This is a genomic window from Aliirhizobium sp. YIM B11859, assembly GCF_057163345.1.
This window is the reverse complement of record NZ_JBXHAY010000003.1, coordinates 210508-225010: the sequence shown is the minus strand read 5'-3', so window position 1 is coordinate 225010 and position 14503 is coordinate 210508. Positions and strand designations below refer to the sequence as shown.

Sequence of the window (14503 nt, the reverse complement as noted above, 5' to 3'; positions counted from 1 at the left end):
ATGTCCTTGCGAAGACGAATTGCCGGAACCACAATTTTCGAAGACTATTGCGCCAGACCGGCCAATTTCGAAGGACCATCGAATGAGCAGCTTTGACGCAATCGATCGTGCGATGATGCGCACGCTGCAGGAAAACGGCCGGATCTCCAATGCCGAGCTTGCCGAGCGCGTCGGCCTGTCGCCATCCGCCTGTTCCCGCCGGCTCGACATTCTGGAGCGGAAAGGCACGATCAGCGGTTATTATGCGCGCCTTTCCAACGAGGCGCTCGACTACAGGATGATCGCCATCGTGCACATCTCGCTATCGGGGCAGTTTGCCAAAACACTGACCGAATTCGAGGCGGCGGTGAAACTCTGCCCCAACGTGCTGGTCTGTTATCTGATGTCGGGAGAATACGACTATATCCTGCGGGTCGCGGCAAAGGACCTGCAAGATTACGAGCGTGTGCACCGGGACTGGATCTCGGCGCTGCCGCATGTGGTGAAGATCAATTCCAGCTTTGCGCTGCGCGAGGTCATCGACCGACCGAATGTCGGGTTATGAGACGCCAATCAGAACTGCGCCGGCCGCAACCATGATACAGGCGACGACGCGCTTAGGCGTCAGCTTTTCGCCCAGGAACTTCCAGCCGATCAGGGCGGCGAAAACGACGCTGGTCTCGCGCAATGCCGAGACGGGACCTGCGGGCGCCATCGAATAAGCGAAAAGCACGGTGCCGTAGGAACATAAAGACACCAGACCGCCGCCGATCGCCTTGCGGGTCTCGGAGGTACGAGGATCGATGCGCAGCGGGCCGCGCATCAGCATATAGGCGACCATCAGCATGAAACCGGGCAGGATGAAGACCCAGGCGATATAGGAAGCCCTTCCACCCGACAGCCTGATGCCGATCGCATCGACGGTGGAATAACCGGCAATCGCCACGCCCGTCGCCAGCGCAAACAGCATGGAGGTTGTCGATGCCCTCGCCTTGCCGAAGGCAAGCGCCATGATGCCGATGACGATCGAGCCGGTGCCAAGCATGGCCAGCGGATGCAGCACTTCGCCGATCAGCCAGAAACTGGCGGCGGTGACCAGCAGAGGCGCGCTGCCGCGGATGATCGGATAGACCTGACCCAGTTCGCCGTGGCGATAGGCTGCGACGAGCAGCAAACCGTAGGCCACCTGGAAAACCGACGATCCGAAAATATAGGGCCAGGCAGCGGGTGCCGGCCAAGGCAGGAAGAGGGCGACCGGAAGAGCTGCAATGCTGATGGCGAGGTTCATCACCGTCATCATCCAGAAACGGTCCGCACCGGAGCGCAGGAAGGCATTCCAGCTTGCATGAAGCACGGCGGCAAACAGCGCCAGGAAGATCACGGAGGTGCTCATGCGGCACGCCCGTCGGTCATCGCATAATCGGCGCTCGATACGGGCAGTTGCCGTTCCTCCCCAAGCGGGAATCACACTTCCCAGACAGCCCTATTCGCGCCCGCCAGATGCGTAAGTAAAGCCGTGGTTACCCGATTCGCTACAATTTTGTGATGGTCGCTAAACCCGTTTCAATTGATGTCAGCTTATGATCGGACAGAGACAGGAGCAGGATCCATGGCGGTCAACAATCTGAACATGAAAGTGCGCTCGGCACCGCGTCGCAAGGCGCGTATCGCGGGCACGGTGAAATATTACGGGCAATCGGTCAGCGGCCGTGTCGTCGACATTTCAGCGACGGGCCTGGCGCTCGATCTCAGCGGCCCGTTCAACGCCGCACCGGGCAGCCCGATCAGAATCGACAGCGAGGAACTCGGTGTTCTGGAAGGCACCGTCAAGTGGCAGCATAGCGGCCGGCTCGGCATCCAGTTCCGGCCGAACACCAATGCCGCCGCCCAGGTGGCCGCCTATTTCCGGTTCTTCCACCGGGACGTCACGCCGACCCTGAGGTCGTAAAACACTCAGGCGTCGATATTTCCCCCTGTCATTTTGCTGATGCAGGTCCGTGCGAATGGGCCTAGTGTCACGCCTTTCAATGACGAATGAGGGAAATATCATGTCGCTTTCCACCCAATCGCCAATGATGACGGCCCAGCCGATGTCGCGCCGCTCGGTTCTTGCCGGCGCGGCCGCCTCGTCGGCGCTTGTCGTGCTGCATCCGTTCGCAGCACTTGCGCAGGCCAATCAGGCACATCTGCGGATCATGGAAACGACGGACATCCATGTCCATGTCTTCCCTTACGACTATTATGCCGACAAGCCGAACGATACGCTCGGGCTCGCGCGCACCGCATCGATCATCGATGCGATCCGCGCCGAAGCCGGCAATTCGATGCTGATAGACAATGGCGATTTCCTGCAGGGCAATCCGCTCGGCGATTATATCGCGCTTGAACGCGGCATGAAGGAGGGCGACAAGCATCCGGTCATCGAGGCGATGAACGTGCTCGGCTATGATGTCGGAACGCTCGGCAACCACGAATTCAACTACGGCCTGGGCTTCATGTTCAAGGTGCTGTCCGGATCGGGCTTCCCTTATGTTTGTGCAAACCTTACCAAAGGTATGCTGGCATCCGATGCGAAAGAGGATGAGCTGTTCTTCAAGCCCTATGTGATCCTAGAAAAACAGATCCGTGACGGGTCCGGCGCGATGGGCAAGATCAAGGTCGGGTTCATCGGCTTCGTGCCGCCGCCGATCATGACCTGGGACGCCAAGAACCTCGAGGGCAAGGCACAGACGCGCGATATCGTCGATGCGGCCAAGGCCTGGGTGCCGCAGATGAAGGAGGAAGGCGCCGATATCGTCATTGCGCTCTCGCATTCCGGCATTGATGGAGCCGGCCAGAGCGAGCGGATGGAGAATGCCTCGCTTTATCTTGCCGGTGTCGAAGGGATCGACGCGATCTTTACCGGCCACCAGCATCTGGTGTTTCCCGGCCCGAAGGATTTCGACGGGATCGCCGGTGCGGATGCCAAAAAAGGCACGCTGATGGGCAAGCCGGCGGTGATGGCCGGGTTCTGGGGATCGCATATGGGGCTGATCGACCTGCTCGTCGAAAAGGACGGCAACAGCTGGAAGATCATTTCCTCCACCTCCGAGGCCCGGCCGATCTATCACCGCGACGAGAACCGCAAGATCGTCGCCGACGTCGCCGACAAACCGCAAGTGCTGGCTGCCGCAAAGACCGAGCATGAGGCGACGCTTGCCTATGTGCGGCGCCCGGTCGGCAAGACATCCGCGCCGCTCTATTCCTATTTCGCGCTGGTGGCCGACGATCCCTCGGTGCAGATCGTCTCCAATGCGCAGACCTGGTATATCCGGGAGATGCTGAAGGACGGACCGTACAAGCACTATCCGATCCTGTCGGCCGCAGCCCCGTTCAAGGCCGGCGGTCGCGGCGGCGCCGAATATTACACCGACGTTCCGGCCGGCGACATCGCCATCCGGAACGTCGCCGATCTCTACCTCTATCCCAACACGGTCCAGGCGGTACTGGTCACCGGCGAGCAGGTGAAGAACTGGCTGGAAATGTCGGCCGGCATGTTCAACCAGATCAGCCAAGGGTCGAAGGACGCGGCCCTGCTGAATGACGGTTTTCCATCCTATAACTACGATGTCATCGATGGTGTGACCTATCAGATAGACGTGTCGCAGCCTGTGCGTTTCGACAAGGACGGCAAACTGGTCAATGCCGATTCAAACCGCATATTCAACCTTAAGTTCGGCGGAAAAGCGATTGATCGCGAACAGAAATTTGTCGTCGCGACAAACAACTACCGCGCCGGTGGCGGCGGCAAGTTTCCTGAAATCGCCGGCGACAAGGTGATCTTCGTCGCACCCGATACCAATCGTGACGTGATCGTCCGCTATATCGTCGACCAGGGCACGATTAATCCTTCTGCGGACGACAACTGGTCGTTCAAGCCGTTGCCGGGTACCACGGCAGTATTCGAGACCGGACCAAAGGGGCGTCACTTTGCCGACGAGATCAAGGGCGCGAAAATCGAGGATGCCGGCGACGGCGAGAACGGTTTCGCCAAATTCCGACTGGTGCTGTAACGACTGGCACGCAGGTTGATCGGCGAGGAGGCCGCTCTCAGGCGGCCCTCCTTGCGTCACGGCCGAAGCGTGACAACAGCAATGTCAGTTCGGGTGGCGGCTTGCGTTCCACCCGCCGATAATCGCTGCCGTCGCGTTTGCGGGTGACGAGGCCGAGATCGAAAAGATCGCGCCTCAACAAGGCCGCATCACCGAACAGATGCAGGTCGTTCAAAAATGCGCCGATCTCGCGCTCTGAAAAGGACTTTCCGCGCGGCGTCTTTGACCAGAGATACCAGAGGCAAAGCTGCTGTTGAGCACGCTTTCCCGGCCAGCGGATGATACGGCCTTCGGCGTCGAAGACGCGCAGCGTGTGCATGACACGGCGCTGATCGGCCTGTGGTTCGGGCTCGGACGCGATACCGCGGGGTTCACTCGCATCGGTACTGTGCGACGTTGCGCGAAAATGCTGATAGTTGCGAAAGCCGGCGGCGCGGCTCAAGAGATTGAGCATCTCGACATGGCTCGGCTTGTGGTCAAGCCGGTCGATCTGGTCTCTCAGGGATTTGGCGAAGGCCGACATATCTGCGACGGCCATCGGGAAGATGGTTCTGGGCATGGCTTATCCTCGATGCGCCGATCATCTCTGACTGTCGCTGGTCACCGTCTTGTCGACTTCGGCACGGGATAAGTGCTGATCTTCTCTTCGCAGGTTTAGCTTCCCATAAGGGACGGTGACGCCTCGGTGAACTGCTGACCGTGCACAACCTATATCAAGATCCGTGAAGCACGGTCAACGCCCTCGGCACGCCGCCCGTCATTCCGCCGCTTGCGGATAGGTCTGCCGGCCTCGATCGGCCTGCAGGCTCTCGGTGAAATGCTCCTTGTTCGGGCAGGTCGAAAGCCGCCGGGCGAAGCTATCGATCAGCCACTGGCCGGCAGGACCCGGCGGATTGGCCGTGCGGCGCAGCGCGTAAAGCGGATATTCGCCCTGCTCGTAGGCGTCGATATCGAGGACGACCAGATTGCCCTCGCGCACGTCATCACGCACCAGCGAGGCCGGCAGGCCGCCCCAACCGAGCCCGCCCTTGACCAGGTGGTGCTTGGTGGCGATGTCGCTGACGCGCCAGATCTTGTAGGAGAGGACGTTGAAATCACGGCCGGTGGTGATGCCCGAGGCATCGGTGACCACCAGCTGCGTCTCCTCGCGGACGTCGGCCAGCGTCAGCGGGCGGCCCAGCCGAACCAGAGGGTGATCGGCGGCCGCGACCGGCAGCAGGAAGGCATGGCCTATCCGGTCGGCGATAAGCGCGTCATCCTGTTTCAACAGGGCACCGCCGATGCCGATATCGGCCTTGCCGGTCATGACAAGGTTCATCACCATGCCGAGTTCACCGACATTCAGATTGAGCGCAACGGTCGGAAATTCCTGGCGGAACTCTTTGAGTTCGGCAACCAGCGCATCGGCCGGGACCATGACGCTGATCGCCAGCGATATTTCCGCTTCCAGCCCCTGCCTTATGCCCTTGGCGCGCGATCGCATGACCTGCAGGTCGGCAACGATCCGCCTTGCATCGGCCAGCATCGCCCTGCCCGCCTCTGTCAGCTTCGGCTGGCGTGCACCGCTGCGCTCGAAAAGCGTGACTTCCAGCTGTGCCTCGAGATTGCCGATCGTGTAGCTGACGACGGATTGCGCCCGGTTAAGCGACCTTGCAGCGGCCGAAAAGCTTCCGGTTTCAGCAATTGCGATAAACACCTGCAACTGATCGAGGGTCGGATTGGCATCCATGCGAGCTATCCAGATATTCGATAATAACCTTCGACATTATCACCGTTTTATCGATAGCGGTCTACTCCTATTTCTCTGCCAGACGAGCCCTCCAGTCTCGCAAGGCAACATGAGGTCGACAGAAGGCCTCCAAGATAATCAAGGAATTGGCACCATGTCCTCCATCCTTCTCGTGACCTCCAGCCCGCGCGGCGACGAATCCCTGTCGACCAAGATCGCCAACGAATTCGTCGATAAGCTGAAGGCGAACAACCCCGGCTCGACCGTCGTCAACCGCGACCTCGGCCAGAACCCGATCGCCCATCTGGATACGGTCACGACCGCGGCCATCCGCAAGCCGGCCGACGCCCGCAATGCAGACGAAGCCGCTGCCGCCGAAGTCTCCGACAAGCTGGTTGCCGAACTGCTCGCCGCCGACACCGTCGTGCTGGCGACCGGCCTGATCAACTTCAACATCTATTCGACGCTGAAGAGCTGGATCGACAATGTTGCACGCGCCGGCATGACCTTCCGTTACACGGCTGAAGGCCCGGAAGGCCTCGCGACCGGCAAGAAGGTCTATATCGTGCTGTCGGCCGCCGGCATCTATTCGGAAGGCCCGGCGATGGCGATGAACCATGCCATCCCTTACCTGAAGACGGTTCTCGGCTTCATGGGCATGACCGATGTCGAAGTGATCTATGTCGAAGGCACGGCTTTCGGCCCGGAGGCCTTCGACAAGGCAATAGCCTCGGCCCAGGAACGCAGCCAGCAACTCGCCCTCGCGGCGTAATTTCGCCAGCCGGCGCCAAATCCTCCTGATCGAATCGGCGGATCCATTCGCCCGATCAGGCGACAAACCTTCCCAGGCGGCCGTGAACATTATCGCGGCCGCTGTTTTTTGCCTGGTAGAGCCGTTCATCCGCCCGTCCTAGAAGCAGGTCGAGCGTCCTGCCGTCATCGGGCGCCGTTGCGACACCGACGGAAACGGTCAGCCCCTCCCCGTCCGGGCGAATGATGAAGCCACGGATATCCAGCCTCAGCCGCTCGGCAACGCGCAGTGCGGTTTCGTGATCGGTGTCGCCGAGGAGCAGGACGAATTCCTCGCCGCCGAACCGCGACAGGTGATCGCCCGGACGGACACATTTGGTCAGACAGGCGGCCAGTTCCTTCAACACAGCGTCACCCCGCTGATGACCGAACCGGTCGTTGATTTCCTTGAACCGGTCTGCATCGATCATCACCATGCTGATCGGCCGCGCCCTGGCAATGCTTTCCTTCAGCAGTTCGGGACCGTCGGCCTCGTAACGGCCACGATCGAACACGCCCGTCAGACCGTCGACGCCGGCCCTTGCAAGCAAGGCCTGGTACCGTTCGCGGAAGGTCAGGTCATGGAAGATATCGGTAATCTGGCGCGACGGGTTGGACCAGCGGTCGTTCTTGTCGATCTTCAGGTAGGCGGCGTAGAGAAGCGAGTAGATGCCCACCGACAGCATCTTGGCATACCAGCCGCCGAAGAGGACGGAGAGAGGCGCATCCAGAAGGATGTGAAGGACGATGTAGAAGGCGATCTGATCGAAGGTCAGCAGCACGGCACCGCTGATCGCAAACCTCAAGACGAGATGGCGTTCCATGAAACGCCCCAGCCGCTCGTAGAAGAGGATGATGCCGATCGAATCCAGATAGAGGATCGAGGTTCCCCAGACCATCAGCCAGCCCATCTCGTCGAGAAAGGCCATATCGGCGACACGGCCGCCCGGCAGGGTGACGGAGGCATGGGCTTGCAGGATCTGCGCGATGCCGACGGTCAGAAGGTTGCCGAGGAAAAGGCCGTAGATCGGCTGGCGTACAGTCGCTGCATCTTCCTTGATGTAGAGCAGCAGGATCATCATCAGCTTGCCGGCAAAAAATACCGACGATCCCGGCGAAACAGTGCCGAACGGCAGATGGACATAGAAGACCGCAGCGAGATAGGTCTCCATGAAATGCATGACGCCAAGCGCTGCCAGGAACACGCCCAGCCCGAGCGGCCTGCGAAAATGCAGAAACAGGGTCATGACGGAGAAGTAGACGACTGCCTCGATCAGGAAGAGGCCGAGATTAAGCCAATGCATGGGAAACCCTTCGCCCCATTCGTATATTTCCTTCTAGAGGTCCCACGGTTAAGGTTTATCAAACTCCCGGCCGTTCAGGCATGAGCGCCATCAATCTTCGGCAAGGCTTTCGGCACGGAACGGTCGCGGCGATTTGCCGGCATTGCCTTCAAAAGCGCCGACACTTCAGGCGCAATGCTTTTCGCCAGCTCGGCCACTTTCGACGGTTTTCCGAGCAGATAACCTTGCAATTCGTGGCATCCCGACTGACTGAGGAACAGTGCCTCCTCGATCGTTTCGACACCTTCGGCCACGACCTTCATCCCCAGCGCTTCGCCCAGATCGATAATCGTCCTGACGATCAGCTGCGTCTTGTCGGCAAGGCTGAGATTCTGGACGAAACTGCGATCGATCTTGATCGTGTCGAAGGGATAACGACTGAGATAACTCAGCGACGAATAACCGGTGCCGAAATCATCAAGCGCAATGGCAAAGCCCATGCGCTTCAGCTCGTCGAGGATCTGGACGGCGCGACTGTCGTCGTCGATCAGCACGCTTTCGGTGATCTCCAGTTCGATGCGGCGGGGATCGGCGCCTGAACGCTTGAGCAATTGCGCCAGATTGGCGACGAAATCCGAATGACGGAACTGCAATGGGCTGACATTGACGCTGATATGTCCGTCTATCCGTCCAAGCAGTTTGACGGCCTCGGCCAGCACCCATTCGCCGAGCTGGATGATCTTTCCCGAGGCCTCGGCCACCGGGATGAAATCCGCCGGACTGACCATGCCGCGCGTCGGATGGAACCAGCGAAGCAGGGCCTCGTAGCCGCTGATGGAGAGATCGCCGACGTTGACGCGCGGCTGCAGGTAAAGCTCGAATTGCCCTTGATGCAGCGCCTGTTCCAGGTCCGCCTCAAGGGCGCGCCGCTTGTCGATCAGTTCATTCATGCCCGGGAGAAACAACCGGAAGGCATTTCTGCCCGAGGTTTTCGCGTGATGGAGCGCAATATCGGCGCAGCCGATCAGCGCATCGATCTCGCCAGCATGGGCCGGATAAAGCGCGCCACCGACACTGACGGTGACATTGACCTGCTCATTGTGCCGGATATGGATCGGCGCCGCCATCGCTGCCAGCACGCGACGGCCAAACGCCTCGAGCTCGTCCTCGCTCGACAGCTGGCCGAGAATGGCGGCAAATTCGTCACCGCCAAGCCGGGCGACGATATCATGAGGCCCCGCAAGAGCGGCAAACCGCGCTGCGACCTCGTTGATCACCGCATCGCCGGCCCGATGTCCGTGAAGGTCGTTGATATCCTTGAACCGGTCGAAATCGATGATCACGATGCCACAGCTCTGGCGTCCATCTGCGCGCGTCATGACCTCCGTCAGCCGCTCGGTAAACAGCACCCGGTTCGGCAGTCCGGTCAGCGGATCGTGCTGTGCGAGGTGGCGGATCCGTCTCTCGGCCGCCCTGCGCTCGCGCAGATCGACGAAACACCCCACCCGGGCCTTCTCGCCGAGGAAGGTGATGTCGCGCCCCCTTGCAGCCACCGGCACTTCCTCGCCACCTGGCAGGCAGATGCACAGCTCGTGGCTGGCATCGTCATTCAGTTTGATGACGTCGGAGACACTGATCGCATGTCCATCGCGGAGAAACTCGAAGATGGAGCGACCGACGAGATCCTCCAGGGGCCGGCCGACCAGCTTGGCCAATTCGTCATTGCCATCCACGACGATGCCGTTGCGATGGATCATGATCGCCTCGAACGTTGCCTTGGCCAGCGCCGCCAGACGTTCCGCCTCTTCCGATCCGCTGCGGACAATCTGACCTGTCGGTGGGCATTCCGTCTGCGACGCGACAGCTACGAGACGTCGCGCGAAAAGCCGCAGGACGATGTAGGTCAGTCCAAAAGCCCAGTAAAAATTGATGCCGATGCCGACCGCCTGTACCCAAAGCTGCATCAGCATGCCGCCCGCGGGCTGATTGCCGGCGGCCGCGAAAAACGGCAGAAGCAATGCTCCGGCGGATCCGGCAAAGGCGTGCATTCCGACAACACCGATGGGATCTGAAACTTTCAACCAGCGATCGACGAAGGCGTTGCCGGCAATCGCTGCTAATGCTCCAAGCGCGCCGACAACCAGTGCTGCGAACGGCCCGAACAGATGCGCCCCTGCCGCGACCGCGATAACGCCGCCCAGAGCGCCGGCGGCAATCATCCTTGAAGACAACATCTGCCCGCGACCGGCGCCAATGGCAAAGGCGATGGCGATGCCCGCCATGGCGGCAAGGAGGCTGTTTACGATGACCGGCACCACCGGCATACCGGCTGAGATCGCCGACACTGCGTTGACGCCGGTCCAGACCGACAGAAGAAGAAGGACAGCGGCAATCGTCCGGATCGAAACCCTGCGGCCATCGAGACCCGGCCGGACATGGACAGGCAACGCCGCCCCTGCCCGGCCGGTGATCATCAGAGCAGAGAGCGCCGCCCAGCCGGCCGTTGCATGAAGGACGACGGCACCGCCGAGATCGACGAAATCGAGATTGGCAAGAAAGGCGGTGGCATTGCCGACCATCGTGTCGCCGCGCGCCCAATGCAGGAAGATCGGGAAGATGACCGCCGACAGAAAAAGAGCGATGAACAGACGGGCAGGATAACCGATCCGCGCCGCAAGCGGGGCGCCGGCCGCGATAACGGCCATGGAGCAGAGCATCGCCTGGAAGGCGAAGAAGGCGACCGCCGGCATCGCGGCATCACCAGGGCGGTAGATGCTCCAGCTGGAACCGAAGGGCATGCCGGCCGATTGCGAAAAGGCCAGCATCAGGCCGGGGACGGTAAAAAAAGCACAGCAAAGCCCCAGACCGGAGAGCTCCCTGACGAGTGTGGACGGAGATTTTTGCTGCGGCGCAACGTTTCGGGCCAGCAGCGAGAAGCCCAGATAGGCGAGCATTGCCAGCGCGAGGCAGGCGATCAACCACTCGGCGGGCAACCACTCGGCGGGCAGGCTGGAAGACGACGAGCCGAAGCCGGCCGAGCCTTGCCGCGAACCGAATTCAGCAGAATAAGCATTGCGCGGCAGGCAAGCTGCGGTCAGGAAAAAGCTTTGTACGACCGTGAATAGCCGCCGAAATTCCATCGATAAAAACCGCTGAAAATTGATAAATGTCCAACGGTTCTAATTGACAGATTTTAATAATGAGTGAGTGACAGAATTTCTGCGGCGTTCAGCCTTCGCCGACGAGCGCCGGATCAAGACGTGACCGGCTCAAAGAAGTGCTGGCTCAGGCAGAGCGGGACTTTTCACCATCGGAAAAAAGCGATGTTCCGTTCTGGTCGATGATCTGTTCGGCCTTGCGTACGGTGAAGGTTACCGCGTCCTCCATCGAGGAGAACATGTCGGCGCGAATGATGTGCCTGACCAGTTTTTCACCCTGGACATCCTTTTCGATCCGGCCGGCAAGCCGGTACTGGCCACCCTCGGCGATCGGCGCCGCAAAGATCAGGCAGTCGTTGTAAGGCACGGGCTCGGCTTCGCGCGCGGCCTTGACCGGCTTGTCCTTGCCCGAGAAGGCGGAAATCAGAGATGAAAATATCGATGCCATAACCTTGCCTAACACATTGCCTTGCGCGCCGGAAGCGCCCGTCAGGCCGGATTGTTGTCCACGTCGCAATCGACGAAACCGTCAGATGATGAGGTTCGCCAGGATCTCGTTTTCGGTGATATCCTCGTAGCCGAGACCGGCCGCCTCGAAACGCTCGTAGAGACCGGCGAAATTGTCGGACGCCGTCGTCTCGATGCCGATCAGGATCGAACCGAAATTGCGGGCCGACTTTTTCAGATATTCGAACCGGGCGATATCATCATCCGGGCCGAGAAGATTGAGGAAGTCACGCAGCGCGCCGGGGCGCTGGGGCAAACGCAGGATGAAATATTTCTTCAGGCCGGCATAACGCATGGCCCGTTCCTTGACGTCGGGCAGCCGCTCGAAATCGAAATTGCCACCGGACACGACGCAGACGATTGTCTTGCCGGCAATCTTTTCGGGCTCAAGCAGAGCAAGGGCGGTGATCGACAATGCGCCGGCGGGTTCGAGCACGACTCCCTCGACATTCAGCATGTCGGTCATCGTCACGCAGATCGCGTTTTCCGGGACGAGAAGCACCTGATCCGGCGAAAAGCCTTTCAGCGCCTCGAAATTTGCCATGCCGATACGGGCAACGGCTGCGCCATCGACAAAGTTGTCGACCTTCGACAGGGTGACCGGGGCGCCCTCCTCGAGACTTTTCTTCAGGCTCGGCGCGCCGGTCGGCTCGGTGAACAGGAACCCATCGGCACCGACCTTGTCGATCAGGTACCCTGTGACGCCGGAGGCAAGGCCGCCACCGCCGACAGGCAGGATAACCATGTCCGGGGTCACGCCGTCGGGCAGTTGCGAGACGATTTCCGAGGCGACGGTTGCCTGGCCCTCGATGATGTCGGCATCGTCGAAGGGTGGCACCATCATGCCGCCGATTTCTTCCACATGGGTGCGGGCCGCAGCGTAACACTGGTCGAAAATATCGCCGACCAGCTTGATGGTGATGAATTCGCCGCCGAAGGTGCGGGTCTTGTCGATTTTCTGCTGCGGCGTGGTGACCGGCATGAACACGATGCCCTGCACCTCGAAATGCCGGCAGACAAACGCAAAACCCTGGGCATGATTGCCGGCGGAGGCGCAGACGAAGGTCTTGTCCCCGACGCCACCGGTCTCGCGCATCGCGGCGATCGCCTTACGCAGGAAATTGAAGGCGCCGCGAATCTTATAGGAGCGAACCGGAGACAGGTCCTCGCGCTTCAGCCAGATATCCGCGCCAAAGCGGCGGCTCAAGTGCTCGTTCAACTGCAGCGGCGTCTCGGGAAAGATCGTCCTTACCGCCGCCCTGGCATCGTCTACACCGGTCTTCGTCAACATTTGCAATCCTGCGTCGTCAATTCGCCCTCGCTATGCCATAGCTTGCGACCCAAGACCAAGCCCGTTTTGCGGCCTTTCGGTTCCCTCGCGGTCTTTGCTGCCCGGCAGATGCGGCGGCCAAAGGATCGACGGGCCGCCGGCCGGCTACTGGAGGAAAAGCCGGCCGAGAAACCGCGTGGCATCCGGCAGTCCGGTTCGCCAATAGGTCCAGTCGTGCTGTCCTTCCCGTGCCGTGAAATGGTGCGGGATTTTCAGCTTCTGCAGTTTCAGCGTCAGCTCGGCATTGCCGACGAAGAAATCATCATAGGAACCGCAATCGAGGTAAAGTTCGGTCTTGCGGATCACCTCGGGCGGCGTCTTGTCGACCAGATCCAGAACGCTGTTGGCATAATAGGCGCCGTTGAGCCGATCGCGGCCGTTCAGCCCGATGCCCCAGGCCTTGCCGTAACGGCGGTCATAACCGGCCTGGTCCATATCGACGATCTGCTGGTCGGTGCGGAAGGCCGCGCTCAAGGCTGCGGCACCGACAAAGAGATCGGGATATTTGAGCGAGAAGGCCATGGCGGCATATCCGCCCATCGACAGGCCGAGAATGCCGCGCGACGTCTTGCCGGGCCTGACCGGAAAGGTTTTTTCGACATAAGGCACGAATTCCTTCACGAACATGTCCTGCCAGAGATATTTTCCGTCCGCGTCGTTCATGTAATAGGTGTTGAAGGCATTGCTTTCGTCGCGCAAGCCATCCGGAGTGACGGCGATGAACGGCGGCACCTCGCCGCTTTCGATCAACTTGTCGAAGATGAGATTGGCATTGCCGAAACGATACCAGTCCTGGTTTCTGCCGTCGCCACCGCCATGCATCAGGAAAATGACCGGATACCGCCGGTCGTCGCGACCGTAACCCGGCGGAAGGTAAAGCGTGAACTCGACATTCCTGTTGAGAATGCGGCTCGCCATGAACTGCCCTTCCTTGACCGTGCCCTCGGCACGGGCGACTGACGCGGCGCAGATCGCCATCAGAAAGAACAACACTTTCCTCAACATACAGGTCTCCTCCAGGTTCAGGTAGCAGCAGATAGCTTCGTGGCGGGAGAGGTCAACCTGCGATCGGGCGGCAGCGGCGAAAGATCCGTCGTCGGGCGGCAGATGATTTTGTTTCTCTTTGGAACACAAGGGGATTTCCACGCAGGCCCTGGCGCCCTAGTTTCTGCCTTGCCTAATTTAGAGGAGCGCACCCATGAGCATATTCAGCAAGATCAAAAACGCGATTTTCGGATCCCCTGCCGCAGCAGCAGAAGCCCCGGCAGCTGCCGGCGAGACATCCCCTGCCACGCCGTCATCTTCGACACCGGCCGCAACAGCCACCGCCGCCGCACCCGCCGCCGGCACGCCGGCTGCCACAGCCGTCGATGTCGCGCCGATCCTCGATGCCGCAGTCAAGAAGAACGGCCAGAAGCTCGATTGGCGCCATTCGATCGTCGACCTGATGAAGGCGCTCGGCATGGATGCAAGCCTTGCCGAACGCAAGGAGCTTGCCGACGAGCTCGGCTATACCGGCGACACCGGCGATTCCGCCAAAATGAACATGTGGCTGCACAAGGCGCTGATGAAGAAGCTCTCGGAAAATGGCGGCAAGGTTCCGGCCGAGCTTCTCGACTAGGCAAAGCCCGGCGAAA

Annotated in this window: 13 protein-coding genes; 5 read left to right on the top strand and 8 right to left on the bottom strand. The window is 60.3% G+C overall.

The genetic code is table 11. From position 1 onward, the window contains the following. Positions 1-82 precede the first annotated feature (82 nt). On the top strand, positions 83-544 hold the full coding sequence (locus AC2GXZ_RS13200; RefSeq protein WP_483759623.1) for an Lrp/AsnC family transcriptional regulator: 462 nt from the start codon (positions 83-85) through the stop codon (positions 542-544). On the opposite strand, the gene AC2GXZ_RS13195 is transcribed toward AC2GXZ_RS13200, so the two are convergent. Further along, positions 539-1372, bottom strand: coding sequence for an EamA family transporter (locus AC2GXZ_RS13195; protein ID WP_483759622.1), 834 nt, complete (start codon positions 1370-1372; stop codon positions 539-541). The two genes, AC2GXZ_RS13200 and AC2GXZ_RS13195, sit on opposite strands and share 6 nt — an antisense overlap. 216 nt (positions 1373-1588) lie before the next feature. Here AC2GXZ_RS13195 and AC2GXZ_RS13190 point away from each other — a divergent pair, with 216 nt between their 5' ends. Continuing rightward, positions 1589-1927: a PilZ domain-containing protein gene (locus AC2GXZ_RS13190; RefSeq protein ID WP_483759621.1), complete on the top strand. Its 339-nt coding sequence runs from the start codon at positions 1589-1591 to the stop codon at positions 1925-1927. Between the two features lie 124 nt (positions 1928-2051). Continuing rightward, positions 2052-4031, top strand: a complete 1980-nt coding sequence (locus AC2GXZ_RS13185; protein WP_483760250.1) for a bifunctional 2',3'-cyclic-nucleotide 2'-phosphodiesterase/3'-nucleotidase — start codon at positions 2052-2054, stop codon at positions 4029-4031. A gap of 37 nt (positions 4032-4068) precedes the next feature. On the opposite strand, the gene AC2GXZ_RS13180 is transcribed toward AC2GXZ_RS13185, so the two are convergent. After that, the gene (locus AC2GXZ_RS13180; RefSeq protein WP_483759620.1) at positions 4069-4629 is read right to left on the bottom strand and encodes a DUF2087 domain-containing protein; all 561 of its coding nucleotides are present in this window, start codon (positions 4627-4629) and stop codon (positions 4069-4071) included. Between the two features lie 198 nt (positions 4630-4827). Further along, positions 4828-5799 carry a LysR family transcriptional regulator gene (locus AC2GXZ_RS13175; RefSeq protein ID WP_483759619.1) on the bottom strand — a complete coding sequence of 324 codons (972 nt, stop codon included), beginning with the start codon at positions 5797-5799 and terminating at the stop codon, positions 4828-4830. Between the two features lie 154 nt (positions 5800-5953). On the opposite strand from AC2GXZ_RS13175, the gene AC2GXZ_RS13170 reads away from it, so the two are divergent. Next, on the top strand, positions 5954-6571 hold the full coding sequence (locus AC2GXZ_RS13170; RefSeq protein ID WP_483759618.1) for an FMN-dependent NADH-azoreductase: 618 nt from the start codon (positions 5954-5956) through the stop codon (positions 6569-6571). A 55-nt stretch (positions 6572-6626) separates the two neighbouring features. Here AC2GXZ_RS13170 and AC2GXZ_RS13165 read toward each other — a convergent pair whose 3' ends face one another. The 5 genes from AC2GXZ_RS13165 to AC2GXZ_RS13145 form a co-directional block, all read right to left on the bottom strand. Then, positions 6627-7892 carry a GGDEF domain-containing protein gene (locus tag AC2GXZ_RS13165; RefSeq protein ID WP_483759617.1) on the bottom strand — a complete coding sequence of 422 codons (1266 nt, stop codon included), beginning with the start codon at positions 7890-7892 and terminating at the stop codon, positions 6627-6629. Between the two features lie 74 nt (positions 7893-7966). Beyond that, on the bottom strand, positions 7967-11011 hold the full coding sequence (locus tag AC2GXZ_RS13160) for an EAL domain-containing protein (protein WP_483759616.1): 3045 nt from the start codon (positions 11009-11011) through the stop codon (positions 7967-7969). A 145-nt stretch (positions 11012-11156) separates the two neighbouring features. Beyond that, positions 11157-11477: an HlyU family transcriptional regulator gene (locus AC2GXZ_RS13155; RefSeq protein ID WP_483759615.1), complete on the bottom strand. Its 321-nt coding sequence runs from the start codon at positions 11475-11477 to the stop codon at positions 11157-11159. An 81-nt stretch (positions 11478-11558) separates the two neighbouring features. Further along, a complete protein-coding gene (gene ilvA, locus AC2GXZ_RS13150) occupies positions 11559-12827 on the bottom strand; it encodes a threonine ammonia-lyase (protein WP_483759614.1) in 1269 nt (422 codons plus the stop codon). Positions 12828-12971: 144 nt separating this feature from the next. Continuing rightward, positions 12972-13871, bottom strand: coding sequence for an alpha/beta hydrolase (locus tag AC2GXZ_RS13145; protein WP_483759613.1), 900 nt, complete (start codon positions 13869-13871; stop codon positions 12972-12974). 193 nt (positions 13872-14064) lie between these two features. Between AC2GXZ_RS13145 and AC2GXZ_RS13140 the strand changes: the two genes are divergently transcribed. Then, positions 14065-14487, top strand: coding sequence for a DUF3597 domain-containing protein (locus AC2GXZ_RS13140; protein WP_483759612.1), 423 nt, complete (start codon positions 14065-14067; stop codon positions 14485-14487). The last annotated feature ends 16 nt before the right edge of the window (positions 14488-14503 follow it).

Bases quoted from the DNA above. Each gene is read 5' to 3' on its own strand.
- AC2GXZ_RS13200 (WP_483759623.1), top strand. From the start codon at position 83: ATGAGCAGCTTTGACGCAATCGATCGTGCGATGATGCGCACGCTGCAG.
- AC2GXZ_RS13195 (WP_483759622.1), bottom strand. From the start codon at position 1,372: ATGAGCACCTCCGTGATCTTCCTGGCGCTGTTTGCCGCCGTGCTTCAT.
- AC2GXZ_RS13190 (WP_483759621.1), top strand. From the start codon at position 1,589: ATGGCGGTCAACAATCTGAACATGAAAGTGCGCTCGGCACCGCGTCGC.
- AC2GXZ_RS13185 (WP_483760250.1), top strand. From the start codon at position 2,052: ATGATGACGGCCCAGCCGATGTCGCGCCGCTCGGTTCTTGCCGGCGCG.
- AC2GXZ_RS13180 (WP_483759620.1), bottom strand. From the start codon at position 4,629: ATGCCCAGAACCATCTTCCCGATGGCCGTCGCAGATATGTCGGCCTTC.
- AC2GXZ_RS13175 (WP_483759619.1), bottom strand. From the start codon at position 5,799: ATGGATGCCAATCCGACCCTCGATCAGTTGCAGGTGTTTATCGCAATT.
- AC2GXZ_RS13170 (WP_483759618.1), top strand. From the start codon at position 5,954: ATGTCCTCCATCCTTCTCGTGACCTCCAGCCCGCGCGGCGACGAATCC.
- AC2GXZ_RS13165 (WP_483759617.1), bottom strand. From the start codon at position 7,892: ATGCATTGGCTTAATCTCGGCCTCTTCCTGATCGAGGCAGTCGTCTAC.
- AC2GXZ_RS13160 (WP_483759616.1), bottom strand. From the start codon at position 11,011: ATGGAATTTCGGCGGCTATTCACGGTCGTACAAAGCTTTTTCCTGACC.
- AC2GXZ_RS13155 (WP_483759615.1), bottom strand. From the start codon at position 11,477: ATGGCATCGATATTTTCATCTCTGATTTCCGCCTTCTCGGGCAAGGAC.
- ilvA (WP_483759614.1), bottom strand. From the start codon at position 12,827: ATGTTGACGAAGACCGGTGTAGACGATGCCAGGGCGGCGGTAAGGACG.
- AC2GXZ_RS13145 (WP_483759613.1), bottom strand. From the start codon at position 13,871: ATGTTGAGGAAAGTGTTGTTCTTTCTGATGGCGATCTGCGCCGCGTCA.
- AC2GXZ_RS13140 (WP_483759612.1), top strand. From the start codon at position 14,065: ATGAGCATATTCAGCAAGATCAAAAACGCGATTTTCGGATCCCCTGCC.